This window comes from Bradyrhizobium sp. CCBAU 25360, assembly GCF_028128695.1.
Classification (GTDB): domain Bacteria; phylum Pseudomonadota; class Alphaproteobacteria; order Rhizobiales; family Xanthobacteraceae; genus Bradyrhizobium; species Bradyrhizobium ottawaense.
The window spans coordinates 542,440-563,157 of the sequence record NZ_LBJA01000044.1 but is presented as its reverse complement, the minus strand read 5'-3'; the positions used below and the strand labels follow the sequence as shown (position 1 = coordinate 563,157).

The 20,718-nt window shown below is 66.0% G+C and carries 17 protein-coding genes and 1 other RNA gene; 14 read left to right on the top strand and 4 right to left on the bottom strand.

Features of this window, described 5'->3' with window-relative positions:
* Positions 1-194 precede the first annotated feature (194 nt).
* The 3 genes from XH81_RS32880 to XH81_RS32870 all read left to right on the top strand — a co-directional run bounded on the left by XH81_RS32880 (position 195) and on the right by XH81_RS32870 (position 4,864).
* Complete coding sequence (locus XH81_RS32880; protein ID WP_028145547.1) at positions 195-1,994, top strand: ABC transporter ATP-binding protein; 1,800 nt, start codon at positions 195-197, stop codon at positions 1,992-1,994.
* A 67-nt stretch (positions 1,995-2,061) separates the two neighbouring features.
* Entirely contained in the window at positions 2,062-3,468 is a 1,407-nt protein-coding gene (locus tag XH81_RS32875) for an MATE family efflux transporter (RefSeq protein WP_028145546.1), read from the top strand.
* 73 nt (positions 3,469-3,541) lie between these two features.
* Positions 3,542-4,864: an O-antigen ligase family protein gene (locus tag XH81_RS32870; protein WP_271596757.1), complete on the top strand. Its 1,323-nt coding sequence runs from the start codon at positions 3,542-3,544 to the stop codon at positions 4,862-4,864.
* 47 nt (positions 4,865-4,911) lie between these two features.
* On the opposite strand, the gene XH81_RS32865 is transcribed toward XH81_RS32870, so the two are convergent.
* Entirely contained in the window at positions 4,912-5,655 is a 744-nt protein-coding gene (locus XH81_RS32865; RefSeq protein WP_028145545.1) for a sulfite exporter TauE/SafE family protein, read from the bottom strand.
* Between the two features lie 227 nt (positions 5,656-5,882).
* Here XH81_RS32865 and XH81_RS32860 point away from each other — a divergent pair, with 227 nt between their 5' ends.
* Entirely contained in the window at positions 5,883-6,146 is a 264-nt protein-coding gene (locus tag XH81_RS32860) for a hypothetical protein (protein WP_038971261.1), read from the top strand.
* 1 nt (position 6,147) lies between these two features.
* Here the strand turns inward: XH81_RS32860 and XH81_RS32855 are convergent, their stop codons facing one another.
* Positions 6,148-7,518 (bottom strand): aminotransferase-like domain-containing protein, encoded by a 1,371-nt coding sequence (locus XH81_RS32855; protein ID WP_028145543.1) that lies wholly within the window; start codon positions 7,516-7,518, stop codon positions 6,148-6,150.
* A 49-nt stretch (positions 7,519-7,567) separates the two neighbouring features.
* On the opposite strand from XH81_RS32855, the gene XH81_RS32850 reads away from it, so the two are divergent.
* Positions 7,568-8,026: a DUF983 domain-containing protein gene (locus XH81_RS32850; protein ID WP_080670328.1), complete on the top strand. Its 459-nt coding sequence runs from the start codon at positions 7,568-7,570 to the stop codon at positions 8,024-8,026.
* A 188-nt stretch (positions 8,027-8,214) separates the two neighbouring features.
* Here the strand turns inward: XH81_RS32850 and rnpB are convergent.
* Positions 8,215-8,641: RNase P RNA component class A (rnpB, locus tag XH81_RS32845), an RNA gene on the bottom strand.
* A gap of 150 nt (positions 8,642-8,791) precedes the next feature.
* On the opposite strand from rnpB, the gene XH81_RS32840 reads away from it, so the two are divergent.
* On the top strand, positions 8,792-9,145 hold the full coding sequence (locus XH81_RS32840; protein WP_026202052.1) for a YciI family protein: 354 nt from the start codon (positions 8,792-8,794) through the stop codon (positions 9,143-9,145).
* 22 nt (positions 9,146-9,167) lie between these two features.
* A complete protein-coding gene (locus tag XH81_RS32835; protein ID WP_028145541.1) occupies positions 9,168-10,400 on the top strand; it encodes an RNA polymerase sigma factor in 1,233 nt (410 codons plus the stop codon).
* 149 nt (positions 10,401-10,549) lie between these two features.
* On the opposite strand, the gene XH81_RS32830 is transcribed toward XH81_RS32835, so the two are convergent.
* The gene (locus tag XH81_RS32830; protein WP_038971256.1) at positions 10,550-11,332 is read right to left on the bottom strand and encodes an N-acetylmuramoyl-L-alanine amidase; all 783 of its coding nucleotides are present in this window, start codon (positions 11,330-11,332) and stop codon (positions 10,550-10,552) included.
* A gap of 523 nt (positions 11,333-11,855) precedes the next feature.
* On the opposite strand from XH81_RS32830, the gene rsmH reads away from it, so the two are divergent.
* From rsmH to murD, 7 genes are all read left to right on the top strand, one after another.
* On the top strand, positions 11,856-12,845 hold the full coding sequence (gene rsmH, locus XH81_RS32825; protein WP_038947685.1) for a 16S rRNA (cytosine(1402)-N(4))-methyltransferase RsmH: 990 nt from the start codon (positions 11,856-11,858) through the stop codon (positions 12,843-12,845).
* Between the two features lie 3 nt (positions 12,846-12,848).
* Positions 12,849-13,241: a cell division protein FtsL gene (gene ftsL / locus XH81_RS32820; RefSeq protein WP_271596756.1), complete on the top strand. Its 393-nt coding sequence runs from the start codon at positions 12,849-12,851 to the stop codon at positions 13,239-13,241.
* On the top strand, positions 13,238-14,980 hold the full coding sequence (locus tag XH81_RS32815) for a peptidoglycan D,D-transpeptidase FtsI family protein (RefSeq protein WP_028145537.1): 1,743 nt from the start codon (positions 13,238-13,240) through the stop codon (positions 14,978-14,980). The genes ftsL and XH81_RS32815 overlap by 4 nt, the downstream gene beginning before the upstream one ends.
* 84 nt (positions 14,981-15,064) lie before the next feature.
* Positions 15,065-16,534 (top strand): UDP-N-acetylmuramoyl-L-alanyl-D-glutamate--2,6-diaminopimelate ligase, encoded by a 1,470-nt coding sequence (locus XH81_RS32810; protein WP_028145536.1) that lies wholly within the window; start codon positions 15,065-15,067, stop codon positions 16,532-16,534.
* On the top strand, positions 16,531-17,910 hold the full coding sequence (locus XH81_RS32805) for a UDP-N-acetylmuramoyl-tripeptide--D-alanyl-D-alanine ligase (RefSeq protein ID WP_028145535.1): 1,380 nt from the start codon (positions 16,531-16,533) through the stop codon (positions 17,908-17,910). The genes XH81_RS32810 and XH81_RS32805 overlap by 4 nt, the downstream gene beginning before the upstream one ends.
* A 178-nt stretch (positions 17,911-18,088) precedes the next feature.
* Positions 18,089-19,192, top strand: a complete 1,104-nt coding sequence (gene mraY / locus XH81_RS32800; RefSeq protein ID WP_018318673.1) for a phospho-N-acetylmuramoyl-pentapeptide-transferase — start codon at positions 18,089-18,091, stop codon at positions 19,190-19,192.
* Between the two features lie 10 nt (positions 19,193-19,202).
* Positions 19,203-20,600, top strand: a complete 1,398-nt coding sequence (gene murD, locus XH81_RS32795) for a UDP-N-acetylmuramoyl-L-alanine--D-glutamate ligase (RefSeq protein ID WP_028145534.1) — start codon at positions 19,203-19,205, stop codon at positions 20,598-20,600.
* Positions 20,601-20,718: the final 118 nt, after the last annotated feature.

Below are 20,718 nucleotides of genomic sequence, written 5' to 3'. Positions count from 1 at the left end.
TTCTGGTTCGGTATGTACGCGGCCTGTTAGAGGCCTCCTCCGCCAGTTTCGATTGGGCCAAGTTTCCGACCAAGCGTCCCGATCGCTTTCTTTCCCAAGTCAAAGCCAACCTTAAGTGACGCCGTCTCGGCCCTCGCGGCCGGCCTGCGTCCATCGATGGAGCCGGCCCGCGCCAAAGGCGGCCGGATGATGTCATGACCGCTCTGTCAAAAAAGCCCGCGGCGATCCGCCTGGTGCTGCCCTTCGTGTTCCGGCACTGGCTGAAGCAGCCGGGACGGGGGCTCATCGTGGCCGGCGGCCTGCTGGGTGCGACCATCGCCGACCTGTTCATGCCGGTCTTCTCGGGCCGGCTGGTCGATGCGCTGACGCGCGGCCCGTCGGATCCCGATGCGCGGCATGCCGCTCTGGTTGCCTTCGGCGCCATCGTGGGGCTGGGCGCGGCCTCCGTGGTGCTGCGGCTGGCCGGCCTGCAGGCGATCGTGCCGTTCACGCTCAAGACCATGTCGGACGTCGCACAGGAGGCCTTCACCCGTGTGCAGCGCTTCTCCACGGACTGGCACGCTAACTCCTTCGCGGGCTCGACCGTGCGCAAGATCACGCGCGGCATGTGGGCGCTCGACCTGCTCAACGACACCATCCTGATGGCGCTAGCGCCCTCGCTGCTGGTGTTGATCGGCTCGATGGTCCTGATCGGGATGCACTGGGCCTCGCTCGGCGTGGTGATCGCGGTCGGCGCGTTCTTCTACGTCACCATCACCGTCGTGTTCTCGACGCGCTACATCGCGCCGGCCGCCCGAGTCTCCAATGCCTGGGACACCAAGGTCGGCGGCACGCTTGCGGATGCCCTGACGTGCAACGCGGTGGTGAAGTCGTTTGGCGCGGAAGCGCGCGAGGATACGCGGCTCGGCCGCGTCATCAACCGATGGCGCGTGCGGGTGCGGCGGACCTGGCTGCGCTACAACTACACGTCCATGGCGCAGCTGTCGCTGCTGCTCTGCCTCCGCACGTCCGTGATCGGCGGCGCGGTGCTGTTGTGGATGTCGGGACATGCCTCGCCTGGCGACGTGACTTATGTGCTGACCAGCTACTACATCATCCACGCCTATTTGCGTGACGTCGGCATGCACATCAACAACCTCCAGCGCTCGGTCAACGACATGGACGAACTGGTTGCGATCCATGCCGAGCCCATCGGCATCGCCGATGCGGCCGGTGCGCGGCCGATCGCGATCGAGGGCGGCGCGATCGTGTTCGACGACGTGACGTTCCACTATGGCGGCCATCGCGCGCCGCTCTATGACGGGTTGTCGGTGACGATCCGGGGCGGTGAACGTGTCGGCCTCGTCGGACGCTCCGGCTCCGGCAAGACCACCTTCGTCAAGCTGGTGCAGCGGCTCTACGACGTCACCGGCGGCCGTGTGCTGATCGACGGGCAGGACATCGCATTGGCCACACAGCAATCGCTGCGCAGCCAGATCGCGATCGTGCAGCAGGACCCGATCCTGTTTCACCGCTCGCTCGCCGAGAACATCGCCTATGGCCGGCCCGGCGCCAGCCTCGAGGCGATCGAGCAGGCGGCGCGGCTTGCGAATGCGCACGACTTCATCCTGCGCCTGCCGAAGGGCTACGGCACGCTGGTCGGCGAGCGCGGCGTGAAGCTGTCGGGCGGTGAGCGGCAGCGCGTGGCGCTGGCGCGCGCGTTCCTGGCGGATGCGCCGGTGCTGATCCTGGACGAGGCGACCTCGAGCCTGGATTCGGAATCGGAGGCGCTGATCCAGGAGGCGATGGAGCGGCTGATGAAGGGCCGCACCTCGATCGTGATCGCGCACCGGCTGTCGACGGTGAGGAGCCTCGATCGCATCCTGGTGTTCGACCGCGGCGAGATCGTCGAGCAGGGCACCCACGCCACGCTCGCGGCCAGACCCGGCGGCATTTATCGCGGCTTGTTCGAGCGCCAGGTGGTGGAGCTCGGGCATATCGCTGCAGCGGAGTGAGGCGCGCGACTGCGGGACGAAAGTCCCGCAGTCGCGCCGCCAAGGAATGCGTCAAGGATGGAATGAGATGAAAGACCTGACCAACGGCTCCATCGTGAGACACATCCTGGCCATGGCACCTCCGATCATGGCCGGCATGATATCGATCATGGTCTGCCAACTGGTCGATCTGTACTTCGTGTCGGGCCTGGGCGATGCCGCCGTGGCGGGCGTCGCCGCGGCCGGCAATGCTGGCTTTCTCGTCAACGGGCTGATGCAGGTGCTCGGTGTCGGCGCTGGGGCACTGATCGCGCATGCCGTGGGACGCAAGGACCGGTCGGATGCGAACCTGATCTTCAACCAGGCGATCGTGCTGTCGGTGCTGTTCGGACTGTTGACCCTGCTCGCAGGTGCCGCGCTGTCGCGCGCCTACATGCGCTCGATCGCAGCGGACCAGGCCACGATCGAGGCCGGGACCACTTACCTGCTGTGGTTCATGCCGGCGCTCGCGCTGCAGTTCGCCACCCAAGTCATGGGGGCTGCGCTGCGCGCGACCGGTATCGTGCGTCCCACCATGCTGGTGCAGGCGTTTGCTGTGGCCATCAATATCGCGCTGGCGCCGGTCCTGATCACGGGCTGGGGTACCGGCCATGCGCTCGGGGTCGTCGGTGCGGGGCTGGCGAGCTCGATCGCGGTCGCCATCGGCGTGCTGGTGCTGCTGGCGTATTTCCGCAAGGTCGAGCGCTATGTCGCCTTCAATCCGGCGCAGTGGCGCCCGCAGCCGCACCATTTGAAGCGCATTCTCAATGTCGGCCTGCCGGCCGGCGGCGAGTTCGCGATGATGTTCATCTTCATGGCGGTGGTCTATTACGTGCTGCGCGATTTCGGCGCGGCGGCGCAGGCCGGCTTCGGCATCGGGCAGCGCGTGCTCGGCCTGATCAACATGCCGGCGCTTGCGGTCGGGCTGGCGGCCGGGCCGATCGCCGGCCAGAACGTCGGCGCAGCCAACGCTGCGCGCGTGCGGGAAACTTTCCTCAAGGCCGCCTTGATCGTCACGATCGTGATGACCGGCTTCATGACCCTTGCGCAAGTGAAGCCGGAGCTGCTGCTCGCCGGATTCTCGAACGACCGCGAGACCATGGACATCGCCTATCTGTTCCTGCGGATCATCTCGCTCAACATGGTCGCACAGGGGCTGATCTTCACCTGCTCGAGCATGTTCCAGGCCCTTGGCAACACCAGGCCGGTGCTCTTGAGCTCGGCGACGCGCGTGTTCACCTACTCACTGCCGGCGATCTGGCTGTCGACGCGGCCGGGCTTTCGCATGGAGTATGTCTGGTATTTGTCGGTCGCGGCGACAATATTGCAGGCGGGCTTGAGCCTGTGGTTGCTGCGCCGCGAGTTCAGGAAGCGCCTGATTTCGGCGCCGAAGGAGAAGGACCCAGAGCAGGAGAGCGCCGAGCCCATTGCGCCTCTCGCCCGCGAGCCTGCGTAACGGTGGCTTGTTCCATCCTGGCTGCTCCGGCTAACTTGCCGGGCGGGGTGGATGGTGGGCTGCAGAAGGGCCAATGACCGGAGTGACGAACGAGCCGCGGGCGGCGTCATGGCTCGCCGCGATCTGGGCGGCGCGCTATCGCACGCCGGCCCGCTTCGTCGCGCTGATCGCTCTGCTGCTGCCGTGGACCACGACCGGGCTGACCTTCGCGCTCATACCCTGGCTGATCGCCTTCGCGTTTGTCGATCTGCGCGCGTTTCCGCGTTCGCTGCTTCGCCCGATCTGCCTGCTGCCCATCGCGCTGGTCGCGCTCGCCGCCGTGGGCACGCTCTGGTCGGATGCGCCATGGCCGGAGCGAATCCACGCGATCGGGCCGGCGGCGAAGCTGCTGGTCATTCCGCTCATGATCTACCAGTTCGAGCGTTGGCCGTACGGCCATTGGGTGTTTTTCGCCTTCCTGGCGTCCTGCACGGGGTTGATGCTCTATTCCTTCGCCGTCGCAATCGACCCCGCACTCTCGCTGAAGCTCTATCTGTCGCGCGGGCCCTACAAGGTCGAAAGCGGGATCGCGGTGCGCAACTATATCGACCAGAGCCAGGAGTTCGCGCTCTGTGTGCTCGCGCTGGTCTATCCGATCGTGGCGCTGCTGCGGCAACGCCGCGTCGGCATCGCGGCGCTGTTCGCGACGCTCGCGATCGGATTCCTCGCCAACATGATCTTCGTCGTGGTGTCGCGCACGGCGCTGGTGACGCTGCCGATCCTGGTGGTGCTGTTCGCGTTGCTGTATCTGCGCCTGCGTGCGGCGCTGCTTGCCGCCGGCGCGATGGCGCTGTCGGCGGTGCTGCTCTTCGGCGTGTCGCCGCATCTGCGGACGACGGTTGCGAAATTTCAGGCCGACTATCAGACGAGCGTGCAGGACAGTCAGGTCAGCGGCATGGGTTCACGTCTGGAATATTGGCGGAAGTCCCTTCGCTTCATCGCCGATGCACCGCTGGTCGGTCACGGCACCGGCTCGATCCGCGGCCTGTTCGCAAGCGTGGCCGCCGATGCGAAGATCGATCCGCTGCGTGGCGAGATCGTCAGCAACCCACACAATCAGACCCTCAGCGTGGCCGTGCAGTGGGGAATCGTCGGTGTCCTGATCCTCTACGCGCTCTGGTTTGCGCATCTCTCGCTGTTTCGCGCCGAGGGCCTGGCCTCTTGGATCGGCCTGCTGGTCGTGGTGCAGAACATGTTGACCTCGCTGCTCAACACGCATTTGTTCGACTTCACGCCGGGCTGGGTCTACGTCCTCGGCGTCGGTGTCGCCGGCGGCATGGCGCTCGCGAAGAGGGCGCGAGAGCTAGAGCATGATCCGGAAAAGTGCGCAGCGGCTTTCCGAGAAGATCATGCTTAAACAACAACCTAAAGCGCGATGACGATTCATCCTGATCGCATCGCTCTCTAGAGCGCGCCGAGACTGTTCCAGACCAGGGTCAGGCCAGACAGGAACAACAGGCCGAGCACGACATCGCCGAAATGCTTGTCGTTGAGGGCGTGATAGACGCGGGCGCCGGCCCAGGCGCCGATCAGGGTGCCCGGAAACGCGACCAGCGCGAGCCAGACCACTTTGATCTCGACGAGACCCGATGCGGTCTGCAGCACCAGTGCTGTCGCGAGAACCGTGAAATTGAAGAGCTGAAAGATGCCGCGCCGCTCATGCTTGTTCCAGCCGCGGATGTTAGCCCACAGGATCGGCAGCGGCCCGGACAACCCGGCGAGGCCGCCAAGAATACCGCCGGCAAAGCCGATCGCGCCGTCGGCGAGGCGGCCGCCGAATTTGATCGCGAGCGGCCTCTTGTTCAGATAGAGCGCGCTCGAGAACATCAGAATTAAAATGCCGACGCTCAGCTTGAACACTTTTGGATCGGCCGAGGCGATCAGCATGGTGCCGATCGGTACGCCGATCAGACCGCCGATCAGGAACGGCCAGACCAGCGAGAGGTCGAAGATCTTCCACATCGAGGGCAAGGTCGAGGTCTGCGCGATCACCGAGCAGATCAGCACCAGCGGCACTGCGAGCGAGGGCGGCAGTACGTAGAGCCAGATGCCGAGCGCCATCAGCGCCGTGCCGAACCCGGCCAGGCCCGAGACGAAGCCGCCGGCCAATGCGCCGAGCAGCAGCAGCGCGTAGGTGAGCGTTTCCAACAGAATGTCCTCGTCGCCGGGGCGATCTCGAACTGTTGATCGCCGTCGCCCGCATAGCATGCTTGCTGCCGTGCAAGTCAATCCGCCCTGCACGCAAGCGTGATCTGCGGCGCCGGGCGTTCGCGAAAGACATGCCTACATGACGGTCGTACTTTAATCCCGGGGCCCCCCCACCGCCATCCTGCACTCGGATCGGTCGGACCCGAATGCGATGATGGAGAATGACCATGACCCGCACCAAGATCGCCGCTGCAGCCGCGCTGTTGGCGGCGACGCTGATGCCGACGATGGCCCAGGCGCAGCTTTCCGAGCCTGCAGCGTATCAGGCGGCTCATCCCGACCGCGACGTGCTGAACGGCGGCCAGCTCACGCCTGCGGCGCGTGCGGCTCTCGGCCAGCAGGGCACGCCCAGCGATGCATATGCTTTGCAGGCCTATCCGTCGCCTGGGGCGCCGGTCGTGCGCTCGACCCATCGCCGTCATCGTCGATGATCTAGACGATTTGTCTGGTGTCGGCGGGCTTCTGCAGCGCGCCGACCAGGATGCGTAGCGCTTCCGTCAATTCTGACCTGTTGCGTGCCGCGCCCAGCGAGACGCGCGCCGCGTGCGGCGGTGTCCCATCGACCGTGAAGGCCTCGCCGGCGACGACCGCAAGTCCGTTTCGCAACAGATGCGCCGCGACATCGGGCCGGTCCTCAGGCAGCCGCAGCCACAGATGATGCGCCGCGGGCTTGGCCAGGAACTGGAAGCCTTTCAATGCGCGCTGCGCGAGCTGCTGACGGCCGACCGCCTCGCTGCGGATGGCGGTGATGATACGATCGGCAATGCCGCTTTCGATCCAATGCGTCACCAGCGCGACCATCAGCGGCGCCGGCATCTGCACGGTCGCCTGCAAATATGTCCGCATGTCCCGCTGCGCCTCGCTGTCGGGCGTCGCCAGATAGGCAACGCGGAGCGCCGGCGAGATGCATTTTGACAGCGTGGTCGCAAGATAAGTCCGCTCGGGAATGAGATTGGCGATTGGCGATGCCGAGCGGTCGAGCAGGCCGTAGGCGTCGTCCTCGATCAGGATCGTGTCGGTATCGCCGATGATCTTTGCGATCGCACTGCGCCGCTCGGAGGCAAGCGTCGCCGTGGTCGGATTGTGCAGCGTCGGAATGAGATAGACGGCCTTCGGCTTGTGCGTGCGGCACGCCTTTGCCAGCGCGTCGGGCAGGATGCCGCCATCATCCATGGCGACGCCGACGAGCTTGATGCCGAGCCGCACTGCTGCGGCCTTGATGCCGGGGAATGTCAGCGCCTCCGTCAGCACGATGTCGCCGGGCCGCGCCAGATGGGCGAGCAGGTTGAACAGGATCGTCTGGGTGCCGGGAAAGACCACGAGCTTGTCGGCATGCGCGTGCGGCACCCGCGCACGCATCCAGCGCGCGGCGACGTCGCGCTCATGCGCGCTGCCGCCGGGCGGCTGATAATTGAGATACGCCGTCAGGCCCGATTGCGCGCGGATCGCTTCCATCCCGGCGATGATGCGCTCGTCGAGTTGCGCCTCCAGCGGATGCGGCGGCACGTTCATCGAAAGATCGATCGCGACGGGATGCGGCAGATCGACCGCGCGGCGCGCGCTGGTCTCCGACACGAACGAGCCCTGTCCGACCCGCGCCTCCATGATCCCGCGTCGCCGCGCCTCGGTGTAGGCGCGCGTCACCGTGGTGAGATCGACGCCGAGCGCCTTTGCAAGCGCGCGCTGCGTCGGCAGTTGCTGGCCACGCACCAGCCGGCCGGCGGCGATGTCGACCTCCATGGCCTCGACGATGCGCTGGTAGCGCGGCCCTGATAGCTCCGAGATTGTCGGGCTCCAATCCATGCAATTTAAGCCCATTTCCTTTGAATGTATGGATGCAAGATATTATTGTATGGATCGTCGAAAAGGAAGAGGTGGGGTCATGGCGGCAGGTTCAGTCTCTCTGGCGAAGGCGATGTGGCGCGGCTTTCGCGGCAAGTGCCCGAACTGCGGCGAAGGCCATTTGTTCAGCCGTTTCCTGAAGGTCGCAAACAGCTGTGATCGTTGCGGTGAGGAGCTGTTCCACCAGCGCGCCGATGACTTCCCCGCCTATCTCGTGATCGTCGTAGTCGGCCATCTCGTTGTGCCGGCGATCCTCGCGGTCGAGACCGCCTATGCACCGGCGGTCTGGCTGCAACTGGCGGTGTGGTTGCCGGTGACGCTGTTCGCCTCGCTCGCGCTGCTGCAGCCGACCAAGGGCGCCATCGTCGGGCTGCAATGGCAGGTCGGCATGCACGGTTTCGAGGCGAGCAAGCAGCGGCGCGAGGCGGACGAGCTTGCGCCGGTGCTGGTGAAGGCAAGACAACGCTAACCGGGCGTCATTCCGGGGCGTTCGCAGCACGAACCCGGAATCGATTCATCCACCAACTTTGCCGCCCGATGGATTCTCAGATGCGCAATTGCGCATCATAGCTCCCGCTGCGCAAGCCCCGGAATGACAGCGGGCCAAGCCAAAATGGTGAGGGGCCCGATGCGCTAGCATCGAACCCCTCGTTGCAAGATATCAGCCGGCCTGTAAGCCGGGTTCTGTAAGGCACCGTCCACTTGCGCGAACGATACGTGACGGCCATTCCTCTGGGACCATGTTTGCACATGGCCTCGAGCAACCTACCCGGACGGCGGGCCTGACATCGCCCCGCGGCGTTATCGCTTTCGCGAACAGCCCGCTACGCCGTCCCTATTCGGTTTTGCTCCCCGGTGGGGTTTGCCATGCCGGCTCCGTTGCCGGACCCGCGGTGCGCTCTTACCGCACCTTTTCACCCTTACCCCGCGAAGCCGAAGGCGAAGCGGGGCGGTTCGTTCTCTGTGGCACTTTCCCTGGGGTCGCCCCCGCCGGACGTTATCCGGCACCGTATGTCAAGGGAGCCCGGACTTTCCTCCCCGGCGGCCTTTCGGCACCTGCCGGAGCGGCCGTCCGGCCGACTGACTGACAACGCATGGGGCATTTGTGACGGTTTCGTCAAGCCGATATCGCGGCCCACGATCCGCCCGAAATAATTTATCCTGAAGATGTCGTTTGCTGCGTGCTCCGTTCGACTGGATGTCGGCGACACAGCCGAACAACAGGAGTGAAGCGATGCAATATCTGCTGATGATCTACCAGAACGAGGCCGAGTACGCGAAGATTGACACGGGAACCAGCCAGAAGATGTCGGCGGAGTATGAAGCCTTCACGCAATCCATCATCCGGAACGGCAATTTCAAGGCCGGCGATCGACTGCGGCCGACCACGACCGCGACGACGGTGCGTGTGCGCGACGGCAAGATGCTGACGACCGATGGACCGTTTGCGGAGACCCGCGAGCAGCTCGGCGGCTACTATCTGATCGAGGCCAAGGATCTCGACGCCGCGATCGAGATCGCGGCGCGGATTCCGAGCGCGCGCGTCGGTTCGATCGAGGTGCGGCCGATCTGGGTCTACGACAAGTGACGGCCGAGCCGCGCGTCGCCGCATGACCCCTGGCGAGATCGACAAGATCTTCCGCGACGAGGCGGGGCGGGCGCTGGCCACGCTGATCCGCCTCGTCGGCGATTTCGATCTCGCCGAGGACGCGCTTCAGGATGCTTTTGCCGTCGCGCTGGAACGCTGGGCCGCGTGCGAGGTCCCCGACAATCCGCGCGCCTGGCTGGTCAATGTCGCCAGGCACAAGGCGATCGATCGTGTCAGGCGCCAGGCTGTCTTCCGCGGCAAGCAGCAGGCGCTCCTGCACGAGATCGAGCTCAACGCGCAAACGGTCGACGAGCCGCCGGCAACACTCGACGACGACATGCTGCGGCTGATCTTCACCTGTTGCCATCCGGCGTTCGCGCCAGAGGTCCAAGTCGCGCTGACGCTGCGCACCGTCTGCGGGCTGTCGACCACGCAGGTCGCGCGCGCCTTTCTCGTGGGCGAGGAGGCAATGGCGCAGCGGCTGGTCCGCGCCAAGCAGAAGATCAGGCTCGCCGGCATCCCCTACGAGGTGCCCGAGCGCGACACGCTGGCGCCGCGGCTCGATGGCGTGCTCGCCGTGATCTATCTGGTCTTCACCGAGGGCTATGTCGCGACCGAGGGCGCGGATCTGATGCGGCCTGATCTTGCAACTGAAGCGATCCGGCTCGGCCGCTTGCTCGATCGGCTGATGCCGGATCGCGGCGGCATCAAGGGCCTGCTGGCCCTGATGCTGCTCCACGATGCGCGCCGCGCCGGACGCGAGACCGCGGCCGGCGATATCGTGCTGCTCGAGGAGCAGGACCGCATGCTGTGGGATCGCGCGCAGATCGAGGAGGGCCTGGGCCTGGTCGAGGATGCGCTACGCGTGCCGGGACGGCCGCAGCCTTATGCTGTGCAGGCCGCGATCGCCGCGCTGCATGCCCGTGCGCCGAGCTTTGCGCAGACCGACTGGCGTCAGATCGCCGGGCTCTACGAGGTGTTGCTGCGCATCTCTCCCTCTCCGGTGATCGAGCTCAACCACGCTGCCGCCGTGTCGATGGTCGATGGGCCGGCACGTGCGCTCGATCTCGTCGATGCGATCAGCGCCCGAGGCGGGCTGCGCGGCTATGAGCTGTTGCCCGCAGTGCGTGCGGATCTGTTGCGAAGGCTCGGCCGCAAGGATGAAGCGTGCGAGGCGTATCAGACAGCGACCGCGGCGACACAGCTCGAGCCGTTGCGGCGGCTCTATGCGCGGCGGATGAGGGAGATGGGGTAGGGGCTCGTGCCCCGGACGCAGCGCAGCGTCTCTTCGACGGTGCGCTGCAGAGCCGGGGCCCATCCTATCGAAGCGTGACGTGTCGCCGACTGGGTCCCGGCTCGCGCTTTGCGCGTCCGGGACGAGAGCGAACTGCGCGGCCATCGCCGTCACTTCGACGCGACGGTCGTCCCCTCTGCCGGCAGGCTCGCCAGCAGCGCCTGCAATGTCGACAGCGTCGAGTGGTCCGCGACACCGTCCAGCCGCGCGGGGCGGAAGTGGCGCTGAAAGGCGGTGACGACTTCCATGGTCGCGGCATCGTATTTGCCGGTCAGCGGCACGCCGTAGCCGTATCTGGCGAGCGCCTGCTGCAGGCTAAGCACTTCGTCGCTGATGGTGCCGAGCATCAGGGTCTCGCCGCGCACGACCGGGGCCGGCGTCACCCAGTGACCGACGCCGGAATTGGCCAGCGAGTGCCACGGAAACTTTTCGCCGGGGTCTTTCTTGCGCGCGGGCGCGACGTCGGAATGGCCGAGCACCCGGTGGGCCGGCACCTTGCGGCGAAGCATGATGCCGCGGCACAGCGCGATCACGGCGGCGATCTGGCGCAGCGGATATTCCGGATAGCCCCAGTCGTGGCCGCGATTGATGATCTCGATGCCGATCGAGCAGGAGTTGATGTCGTCCTCGCCCGCCCAGGACGAGACGCCGGCGTGCCAGGCGCGCCTGGTTTCGGGCACGCATTGCACGATGCGGCCGTCTTCCAGCACGACGTAATGCGCCGAGACTTCGGTTCCCGCCGTGCACAGCCGCGCCAGCGCGCCCTCGACATCGGGCATCCCGGTGTAGTGCAGCACGATCATGTCGGGCTGCCGTGCCTTGTTGCGCTCGCCATAGTTCGGCGAGGGGATGATGTCGGACACGATCGAGGAATCCGGCTCGAACGCCCTCATGCTCGCCGCGGCCTTGGGAACCGGGAGAACGCGTTGACGCTTCGAATCAGATCCAGACGGTGTGGACGAACCGGACGGCGGCATAGACAAACCAAGGTCGGACGGAGAGTGGGCCAAGCCCTTCTCTTTACTATTCCTTTACCCTCCACCGTGCGCAATCGCGCGTCGCGGTTAACGCATGCATTTTGGCGAAGTGTGTGGATGAAGCATCACCGCCTCACCAGCTTTTCGACTTGTCACGAGCCGAGCAACGCTTTCTTAACGCTAAGGGCCGTTACTGAGGGATGAAGAGCCGACCCGCGTCCGGAGGCGGCCAAAGCGTATTTTGGCTCGAAATCCCATGGCTGCCCGACAAATTCCGCTGGGAACACTGGGTTTGCCGCCCGGGACGACCGGGCTTGGTAACCATGCTGGGCGGTGCGGTCGTGGAACCGCCGCGATACGGAGTCATTCGAGGCGTCATGGGCTTGTTCGTCCCCAATCTCGCTTGGACGTCAGGCTGGGCCTCCAGCAGGTCTGGCGCATGAGCTCGGCTCCGCACATTCCCGTTCTTGGCCGTGAGGCCATCGCCCATCTCGCCCCGCGCGATGGCGGTATCTACGTCGATGCCACCTTCGGCGCCGGCGGCTATAGCCGCGCCATCCTCGACGTGCCGGGAACCCGGCTCATCGCCATTGACCGCGACCGCACCGCGGTCGCGGGCGGTGCGGAACTGGTCGAACGTTCCGCGGGCCGGTTGACGCTGGTCGAGGACCGATTCTCCAACCTCGGTGAGGTCTGCGCGGCGCAGGGCGTCGAGGCCGTGGACGGCGTCGTGATGGATGTCGGGGTGTCCTCGATGCAGCTCGACCAGGCCGGCCGCGGTTTCTCTTTCCGCCTCGACGGTCCGCTCGACATGCGGATGGGGCAGGCTGGGCCGACCGCGGCCGACGTCGTTGCCCGCGCTTCGGAAGGCGATCTCGCCGACATCATCTATCTCCTCGGCGAGGAGCGGCATTCGCGCCGCGTCGCCCGCGCCATCGTCGCGGACCGTCAGGAGGCGCCGTTCACGACCACGCGCGCGCTCGCCGACCTCATCGGCAGGGTGGTGCGCTCGAAGCCCGGCGATATTCATCCGGCGACGCGGACATTCCAGGCCCTGCGCATCTTCGTCAATGAAGAGCTCGAGGAACTGCAGACCGCGCTCGCTGCGGCCGAGCGCGTGCTCAAGCCGGGCGGACGCCTCGTCGTGGTCTCCTTCCATTCGCTGGAAGACCGCATCGTCAAGAATTTCCTCTCCGAGCGTTCGAAAACCGGCGGCGGCTCGCGGCACCTGCCGGAGGTGGCGCAAGTTCCGCCGAGCTTCCAGCTTCTGACGCGGCGGCCCGTAGTCGCCGGTGAGGACGAAGTCGCGCATAACCCGCGCGCGCGTTCCGCAAAGCTTCGCGCCGCCGAGCGCACCTCGGCGCCCGCGCATGACGATGGCGAGCCATCGTCATGGCCAAAACTCTCCGACGTGATGAGGGGAGGCTAGGGCATGCGCATCATCCACCTCTTCGTCATCGGCGCGCTGGTCTTCGCGGCGGCCTATGTCTACAGGATCAAGATGGACTCCACGGCGCGCACCGAGAGGGTGCTGCGGCTGCATGCGGAGATCCGCGAGCAGCGCGACGCGATCGCTTCGCTGCGATCCGAATGGGCCAAGCTCGATGCGCCCCACCGATTGCAGGGCCTGTCCGACCGGCATCTGCAGCTCAAGCCGGTCAACGGCACGCAATATGATTCGCTGAAGAACCTGCCGGAGCGTCCGCCGCGGATGTTCAGGCCTGGCGAGCCCGATCCGATCGGAGCCATGCTCAACACCATCGAAGCCGCGAGCGATCCCGACAATGTGACGGGCTCCGTGCCTCAGCCCGAGGACAAGCAATGAGCGCTGCGACTCCGGCCAAACCTACGGAACCCTGGCGCCAGCGGCTGATCCGCAGCCTGCTCTACGGGCGCAATGTCGACCGCGCCGCGAAGGCGCGCGCGCGCGTTGGTCTCGCCATGCTCGCCTTCGCCTCGGTCTACGCCCTGATCGGCGGCCGGCTCGTGATGTTCGCCATCGGCGCCGATGCCCACGGCGCGCGCCGCGCCGCGGCGCAGGAGGTGGTGGCAACCGCACGGCCCGACATCGTCGACCGCAACGGCGCAATCCTCGCCACCGACGTCAAGGCGGCGAGCCTGTTCGGCGAGCCGCGCCGCATCATCGACAAGGACGAGGCGATCGAGCTGCTCACGGCGACCGTGCCCGATCTCGACGAGGCCGAGGTGCGCGAGCGCCTGAGGACGCGTAAGGGCTTCGTCTGGCTCAAGCGCGAGGTCACGGCCAAGCAGCAGCAGGCGATTCACAAGCTCGGCATTCCCGGCATCGGCTTCCTGCGCGAGAACAAGCGCGTCTATCCGACCGGCAACGAGGTCGCCCACCTCATCGGTCTGGTCAACATCGACAACCAGGGCATCGCCGGCATGGAGAAGTGGCTCGACAATCAGGGCCTCGCCGATCTCCACCGTGCCGGCTTTGCCACCGACCGGCTGCAGAAGCCGATCGAGCTCTCGATCGATCTGCGCGTCGAGCACGCGCTGCGCGACGAGCTGTTGAAGGCCAAGGAGAAGTACCACACCAAGGCCGCCTCCGGCATCGTCTCCAACGTCAAGACCGGCGAGATCGTGGCAATGGTCTCGCTTCCGGATTTCGATCCCAACAATCCGAAGGAAGCGCACGACCCCGACCGCATCAATCGCCTGACCACCGGCGTCTACGAGATGGGCTCGACCTTCAAGGCGTTCACGCTGGCGATGGCGCTCGATTCCGGCAAGATCAATTTGAACACGTCGTGGGATGCCCGTGGAAACCTGCACTATGGCAAGTTCACCATCCACGACAGCCATCCGCTCGGGCGTTTCATCAACACCAAGGAAGTGTTCACCTTCTCGTCCAACATCGGCGCCGCGCGGATCGCGCTCGGCCAGGGTGTCGAGGCCCACAAGGCGTTCCTCGCCAAGATGGGCCAGCTGACGCGGCTGCGCACCGAGCTGCCGGAGAGCGCGGCTCCGCTGATCCCGCGCCGCTGGGGTGAGCTGAACACGGTCACCATCGCGTTCGGCCAGGGCATGTCGGTGGCGCCACTGCAGGCGGTGATGGGCATCAACGCGCTGGTGAACGGCGGCTATCTGATTCCGCCGACCTTCATGAAGCGCAGCGAATCCGAAGCAGCGGCGATGGCCAAGCGCGTAATCAAGACGGAGACCAGCGACAAGATGCGGTTCCTGATGCGGCTCAATGCCGAAATCGGCACCGCCAAGACCGCTGACGTCAAGGGCTACTATGTCGGCGGCAAGACCGGCACGTCCGAAAAGGTCATCAACGGCCGCTATGCCAAGAAGCGCGTGCTCAACTCCTTCACCGCCATCATGCCTTGCGACGATCCGAAATATCAGATCCTGATCATGCTGGACGAGCCGCAGGCGATTCCTGAAACGAAGGGCTTCATCACCTCGGGCTGGAACACGGTACCGACCGGCGGCAAGGTGATCGAGCGGATCGCGCCGCTTCTGGGCGTCGAGCCGCGGTTCGACCTGCCGCCTGCGGAGCGCCTTATTCTTGCAGCATCCAGGACAACCCAGTAATCAACGGGGTAGGCCTTCGCCGCGGCTGAGTCGGGATTTTCCGTGGGATTCGGCTTTCCGGCAGGGCATGTCGACTGGAAGACCATGAAGCTGCGCGACCTCTTAGGCCAAGATCTGTCAGGCAATGCCGCGATCGAGCCCGCTATCGCCGCGCTCGAGGTGACCGGGCTCGCGCTCGACAGCCGCGTCGTCAAGCCGGGCGATCTCTTCTTCGCACTCGCCGGCAGCAAGACCGACGGCGCGCGCTTCGTCGATGCCGCGGTCGCCGCAGGCGCCGTCGCTGTCGTGGGTGATCATGCGTCCGACGGTGGCAAGGTGCCGTTCATCAGCGTTGCCAATCCACGCCGCGCGCTGGCGCTGGCCGCGGCGAGTTTCTTTCCCGCCCAGCCGGCGACCATCGCGGCCGTGACCGGCACCAGCGGCAAGACCTCGGTCGCCGCGTTCACGCGCCAGATCTGGGAGCGACTGGGGCATGCCTCCGCCAGCATCGGCACCATCGGCCTCGTCTCGCCCAAGCGCACGGTCTACGGCTCGATGACGACGCCGGATCCAATCGCGCTGCACCGACAGATCGATGAGATCGCGCGCGAGGGCGTGACGCATCTCGCTTTCGAAGCGTCCTCGCACGGGCTCGATCAGTATCGCCTCGACGGCGTACGCGTCTCCGCCGGCGGTTTCACCAATCTCTCGCGCGACCACATGGACTACCATCCGACCGTTGCGCATTACCTCGCGGCGAAACTCCGCCTGTTCCGCGAACTGGTGCCGCCCGATGGCGCCGCGGTGATCTCGGCCGATCATGATTGCTCGGCGGAAGCGATCGATGCCGCGAAGTCGCGCGGCCTGCGCGTGATGGCGGTCGGTCGCAACGGCGACGGGGCAGGCGAGGGCATTCGTCTCACTGAGGCCGTGGTCGAGGGCTTCTCGCAAAGGCTGACAGTCGAACATCGCGGCAAGCGCTATGCGATCCGGTTGCCGCTGGTCGGCGAATTCCAGATCGAGAACGCGCTGGTATCGGCCGGACTTGCGATCGGTACCGGCAGCGATGCCGCCAACGTGTTCGCAAGCCTGGAGCGTCTCGAAGGCGCCAAGGGACGGCTCGAGCGCGTCGGCGAGCGCAACGGTGCGCCGATCTTCGTCGACTACGCGCACAAGCCCGATGCGCTGGCGAAGGCGCTGCAGGCGCTGCGGCCCTATGCGAAACGAAAGCTGGTCGTCGTGTTCGGCGCCGGAGGCGATCGCGATGCCGGCAAACGTCCGATCATGGGCGAGATCGCGGCCGAGAACGCCGACGGAATCATCATCACCGACGACAATCCGCGCAGCGAGAAGCCCGAAACCATTCGCGCCGAAATCCTCGCAACCGCAAAGGGCGCCCGCGAGATCGGCGACCGTGCCGCGGCAATCCGAACCGCGATCGAGGAACTCCAGGAAGGCGATGCCCTACTCGTCGCCGGCAAGGGCCACGAGACCGGGCAGATCGTCGGCGGAGAGGTTTTGCCCTTCAGTGATCACGAGGCGGTCGCCGCCGCATTAGCGTCGAGGGTTGCATGAGCGCGCCGATATGGACAGTTGCCGACGTCGCGCGCGCGCTGGGCGCTGCCGGTTCGTTCCCGGACACGCCGATCGACTTCGTCACCCAGGACAGCCGGCTGGTGAAGCCGGGCAGCCTGTTCGTCGCGCTGAGCGGCACGCCGAGCGGCGGCTTCATCTCGGCCTTCGCCAGCGCGCGCGACGGTTGGGAGTTCGCGGACAAGGCAGAAGCTTCCGGCGCAGTCGCGATGATCGTGCCGCACGAGATCGCGGGCATCCGCATTCCGCAGATCGTCGTCAAGGACACGCTGATCGACGGCCTCTGGGGCCTCGCGCGCGCCGCTCGCGCCCGCTTCCGCGGGCCTGTGATCGGGCTGACCGGCAGCGCGGGCAAGACGAGCACCAAGGAATTTCTGGCGGCCTATCCGAACGCCTATGCAAGTCCGTCCAGCTTCAACAATTTCTGGGGCGTGCCGCTGACTCTGTGCAATGCCAGACCCGATGCAAGTCTCTGGGTCGTCGAGATGGGCATGAACCAGCAAGGCGAGATCGCGCGGCTCAGCGAACTGACGCGGCCCACCGTCGCACTCGTCGTCAATGTCCAGCCCGTGCATCTGGAGAAGCTCGGCTCGCTCGAAGCCATCCGCCGCGAGAAGGTGTCGATCGCGCTCGGCCTGCCCGAGGACGGGGTGCTGGTCCTGCCGGCCGGGCTAAAGGCATCCGAATGGAAGGGCAAGGTGGTGCGCTTTGGCGAACATGCCGAGGTGCATGAGGTCACGCACGCGCCGCATGGCGAGAGCTGGCAGGTCGTGGCCATGATCGGCAAGAAGCAGATCGCCTTCAGCCTGACGCCGGGCGCGCCGCACCGCGTGCAGAATGCGCTGGCCGCGCTCGCCGCCATCCGCGCCGCGAGTCTCGATGCGGCGACGCTGGCGATCAAGCTCGATCGGGTCGGCATCATGACTGGCCGCGGCGTCGAGCAGGCGGTCGGCGGTATCACCGTGATCGACGACAGTTTCAACGGCAATCCGGCCAGCGTGGCCGCTGCGCTGCAAAGCCTCCAGGCGCGCAATGTGACCGGCGGCCGCCGCGTTGCCGTGCTCGGTGACATGCTGGAGCTGGGCGATGATGCACCAGGCTATCACACCGGCCTTGCCAAGCATCTCGACGGGATTGACGGAATCTACTGCGTCGGCCCTCTGATGCGCCACCTCTACGATGTGCTCCCGGCCGGCAAGGGCCTCGGCTGGCACGGCGATCCCGCCACGCTGAAGCCGAGTGAGGTCGCGAACCTGCTGAAGGCAGGCGACGTCGTGGTTGTCAAGGGCAGCAAGAAGATGTTCTGGGTCAACAAGTTTGTGCCGGGCCTGGTGGCCGCCTTGCAGGCAAAGGCGTAAACTGCTTGGAAGGCGCCGTTCCCGAATCCCACCCTTTGCGGCGCGAAGCCGTCCGGTTTCCCGGAGGTCGCGACCCATGATGAAGACCAGCGAATGCGCGTGAGGCACGTTGAGGCCAAGGTAAAGACCAAGATCAAGGCCGAGACCGCGTGTGCAAAGGCGCCATAGGACCGTCTGAATGTTTTACTGGCTGATCGAGCTCTCCAACACATTTCCGGGCTTCGGTGCCGTTCGCACCTTCCTGAACGTCTTCCGCTACATCACCTTCCGTACCGGCGGCGCCGTCGTCACCGGCGCGCTGTTCGTGTTCCTGTTCGGGCCCTGGATCATCGATCACTTGCGCATCCGTCAGGGCAAGGGTCAGCCGATCCGGACCGACGGTCCGCAATCGCACCTCGCCAAGAAGGGCACGCCCACCATGGGCGGGCTGATGATCCTGTCCGGCCTCACGGTCGGCACCGTGCTGTGGGCCAATCCGCTCAATCCCTACGTCTGGATCGTGCTGGCGGTGACGCTCGGCTTCGGCTTCGTCGGCTTCTATGACGATTACCTCAAGGTGACCAAGCAGACCACGACCGGGTTCGGCAGCAAGCTTCGCCTGCTGATCGAGGCGGCGATCGCGCTGGTGGCCTGCTATGCGCTGGTGCGGCTGAACCGCGATCCCGCATCGACCGCGCTGACGATTCCGTTCCTCAAGGACACCGTGCTGCATTTCGGCTGGTTCTTCGTCATCTTCGGTGCCTTCGTCATCGTCGGCTCCGGCAACGCGGTGAACCTCACCGACGGTCTCGACGGCCTCGCCATCGTTCCCGTGATGATCGCGACCGCGAGCTTCGCGATGATCGCCTATCTCGCCGGCAACGCGGTGTTCGCCGAATATCTGCAGATCAAATATGTCGCCGGCACCGGCGAGCTCGCGGTGCTCTGCGGCGCGCTGCTCGGCGCCGGCCTCGGCTTCCTCTGGTTCAACGCGCCGCCGGCCTCGATCTTCATGGGCGACACCGGCTCGCTCGCGCTCGGCGGCATGCTCGGCGCCATCGCGGTCGCGGTGAAGCACGAGATCGTGCTCGCGGTGATCGGTGGCCTGTTCGTGCTGGAGGCGGTGTCGGTCATCGTGCAGGTGGTGTCGTTCAAGCTGACTGGCAAGCGCATCTTCCGGATGGCGCCGATCCATCACCATTTCGAGCAGCTCGGCTGGACCGAGCCGCAGATCGTGATCCGCTTCTGGATCATCTCGGTGATGCTGGCGCTGGCCGGTCTCTCCACCCTGAAGCTGCGGTGATGGTACCGCGATGATCCCGGTCACATCCTTCGCCGGCAAGACCGTCGCGGTGTTCGGCCTCGGCGGCTCGGGGCTTGCCTCCTGCCACGCCTTGAAGGCCGGCGGCGCCGAGGTGATCGCCGCCGACGACAATGCCGAGAATGTCGCCAAGGCCGCGCAGGCCGGCTTCATCACCGCGAATCTGCGCAACGTGTCCTGGGCGAATTTTGCCGCGCTCGTGCTCGCGCCCGGCGTGCCGCTGACCCATCCGGTGCCGCACTGGAGCGTGCTGAAGGCGCGCGAGGCAGGTTGCGAGGTGATCGGCGACATCGAGCTGTTCTGCCGCGAGCGGCGCCGCCATGCACCGGATGCGCCGTTCGTCGCCATCACCGGCACCAACGGCAAATCGACCACGACGGCGCTGATCGCGCATCTGACCAAAGTCGCCGGCTACGACACCCAGATGGGCGGCAATATCGGCACCGCGATCCTGTCGCTGGAGCCGCCGCGCATGGGCCGCGTCCACGTCATCGAGATGTCGTCCTACCAGATCGACCTCACGCCCTCGCTCGATCCCTCCGTCGGCATTTTGCTCAATGTCAGCGAGGACCACATCGATCGCCACGGCACCATCGCGCACTACGCTGCGGTGAAGGAGCGCCTCGTTGCCGGCGTGCAAGCTGGCGGCACCGCGATCGTCGGCGTCGACGACCGCTTCTGCCGCGACATCGCCGACCGGCTCGACCGCGCCGGCAAGACCGTGGTGCGGATCTCCGTCAAGAACCCGCTGGCTTCAGGCATTCATGTCGAGCACGGCAATATCGTGCGCACCGCGGGCGGCGCCCGCAGCGAGATCGCAAAGCTCGGCGGCATCGGTTCGCTGCGCGGCCAGCATAATGCCCAGAACGCGGCCTGCGCCGCCGCCGCCGCGCTCGCGATGGGCATCAGCCAGGACGTGCTGCAGAATGGCCTGCGCAGCTTTCCAGGCCTTGCGCACCGCATGGAGCAGGTCGGCCGCCGCGGCAACGTGCTGTTCGTCAATGACTCCAAGGGTACCAACGCCGACGCCACCGCGCATGCGCTGTCGTCTTTCGCCGACATCTTCTGGATAGCCGGCGGCAAGCCGAAGGCCGGCGGCATCACTGGCCTGACCGGCTACTTCCCGCGCATCCGAAAAGCCTATCTGATCGGCGAAGCCGCGCACGAGTTTTCGGGAACGCTGGGCCCAGTCGCGCACGAGATCAGCCAGACGCTGGACGTCGCCGTCGAGCACGCCGCGCGCGATGCGGAAGCCTCAGGGCTCGCTGATGCCGTCGTGCTGCTCTCGCCCGCCTGTGCCTCCTTCGACCAGTACCGCAACTTCGAGATCCGCGGGACCAAGTTCCGCGAGCTGGTGCAGGCGCTGCCGGGCGTGAAGCCGGTGGTGTAGCGAGTTCTCGTGTCCCGGACGCGCGTAGCGCGAGCCGGGACCCAGAAGCTGCTAGGCCTCCGGCTCTGCAGCGCACCGCAATAGCGTGTCGAAGACGCGCGTAAACGCGCTTATGGCG

Excerpts from the sequence above, each read along its gene's own strand:
- XH81_RS32880 (WP_028145547.1), top strand. The coding sequence starts at position 195 with ATGACCGCTCTGTCAAAAAAGCCCGCGGCGATCCGCCTGGTGCTGCCC.
- XH81_RS32875 (WP_028145546.1), top strand. The coding sequence starts at position 2,062 with ATGAAAGACCTGACCAACGGCTCCATCGTGAGACACATCCTGGCCATG.
- XH81_RS32870 (WP_271596757.1), top strand. The coding sequence starts at position 3,542 with ATGACCGGAGTGACGAACGAGCCGCGGGCGGCGTCATGGCTCGCCGCG.
- XH81_RS32860 (WP_038971261.1), top strand. The coding sequence starts at position 5,883 with ATGACCCGCACCAAGATCGCCGCTGCAGCCGCGCTGTTGGCGGCGACG.
- XH81_RS32855 (WP_028145543.1), bottom strand. The coding sequence starts at position 7,518 with ATGGATTGGAGCCCGACAATCTCGGAGCTATCAGGGCCGCGCTACCAG.
- XH81_RS32850 (WP_080670328.1), top strand. The coding sequence starts at position 7,568 with ATGGATCGTCGAAAAGGAAGAGGTGGGGTCATGGCGGCAGGTTCAGTC.
- XH81_RS32840 (WP_026202052.1), top strand. The coding sequence starts at position 8,792 with ATGCAATATCTGCTGATGATCTACCAGAACGAGGCCGAGTACGCGAAG.
- XH81_RS32835 (WP_028145541.1), top strand. The coding sequence starts at position 9,168 with ATGACCCCTGGCGAGATCGACAAGATCTTCCGCGACGAGGCGGGGCGG.
- XH81_RS32830 (WP_038971256.1), bottom strand. The coding sequence starts at position 11,332 with ATGAGGGCGTTCGAGCCGGATTCCTCGATCGTGTCCGACATCATCCCC.
- rsmH (WP_038947685.1), top strand. The coding sequence starts at position 11,856 with ATGAGCTCGGCTCCGCACATTCCCGTTCTTGGCCGTGAGGCCATCGCC.
- ftsL (WP_271596756.1), top strand. The coding sequence starts at position 12,849 with ATGCGCATCATCCACCTCTTCGTCATCGGCGCGCTGGTCTTCGCGGCG.
- XH81_RS32815 (WP_028145537.1), top strand. The coding sequence starts at position 13,238 with ATGAGCGCTGCGACTCCGGCCAAACCTACGGAACCCTGGCGCCAGCGG.
- XH81_RS32810 (WP_028145536.1), top strand. The coding sequence starts at position 15,065 with ATGAAGCTGCGCGACCTCTTAGGCCAAGATCTGTCAGGCAATGCCGCG.
- XH81_RS32805 (WP_028145535.1), top strand. The coding sequence starts at position 16,531 with ATGAGCGCGCCGATATGGACAGTTGCCGACGTCGCGCGCGCGCTGGGC.
- mraY (WP_018318673.1), top strand. The coding sequence starts at position 18,089 with ATGTTTTACTGGCTGATCGAGCTCTCCAACACATTTCCGGGCTTCGGT.
- murD (WP_028145534.1), top strand. The coding sequence starts at position 19,203 with ATGATCCCGGTCACATCCTTCGCCGGCAAGACCGTCGCGGTGTTCGGC.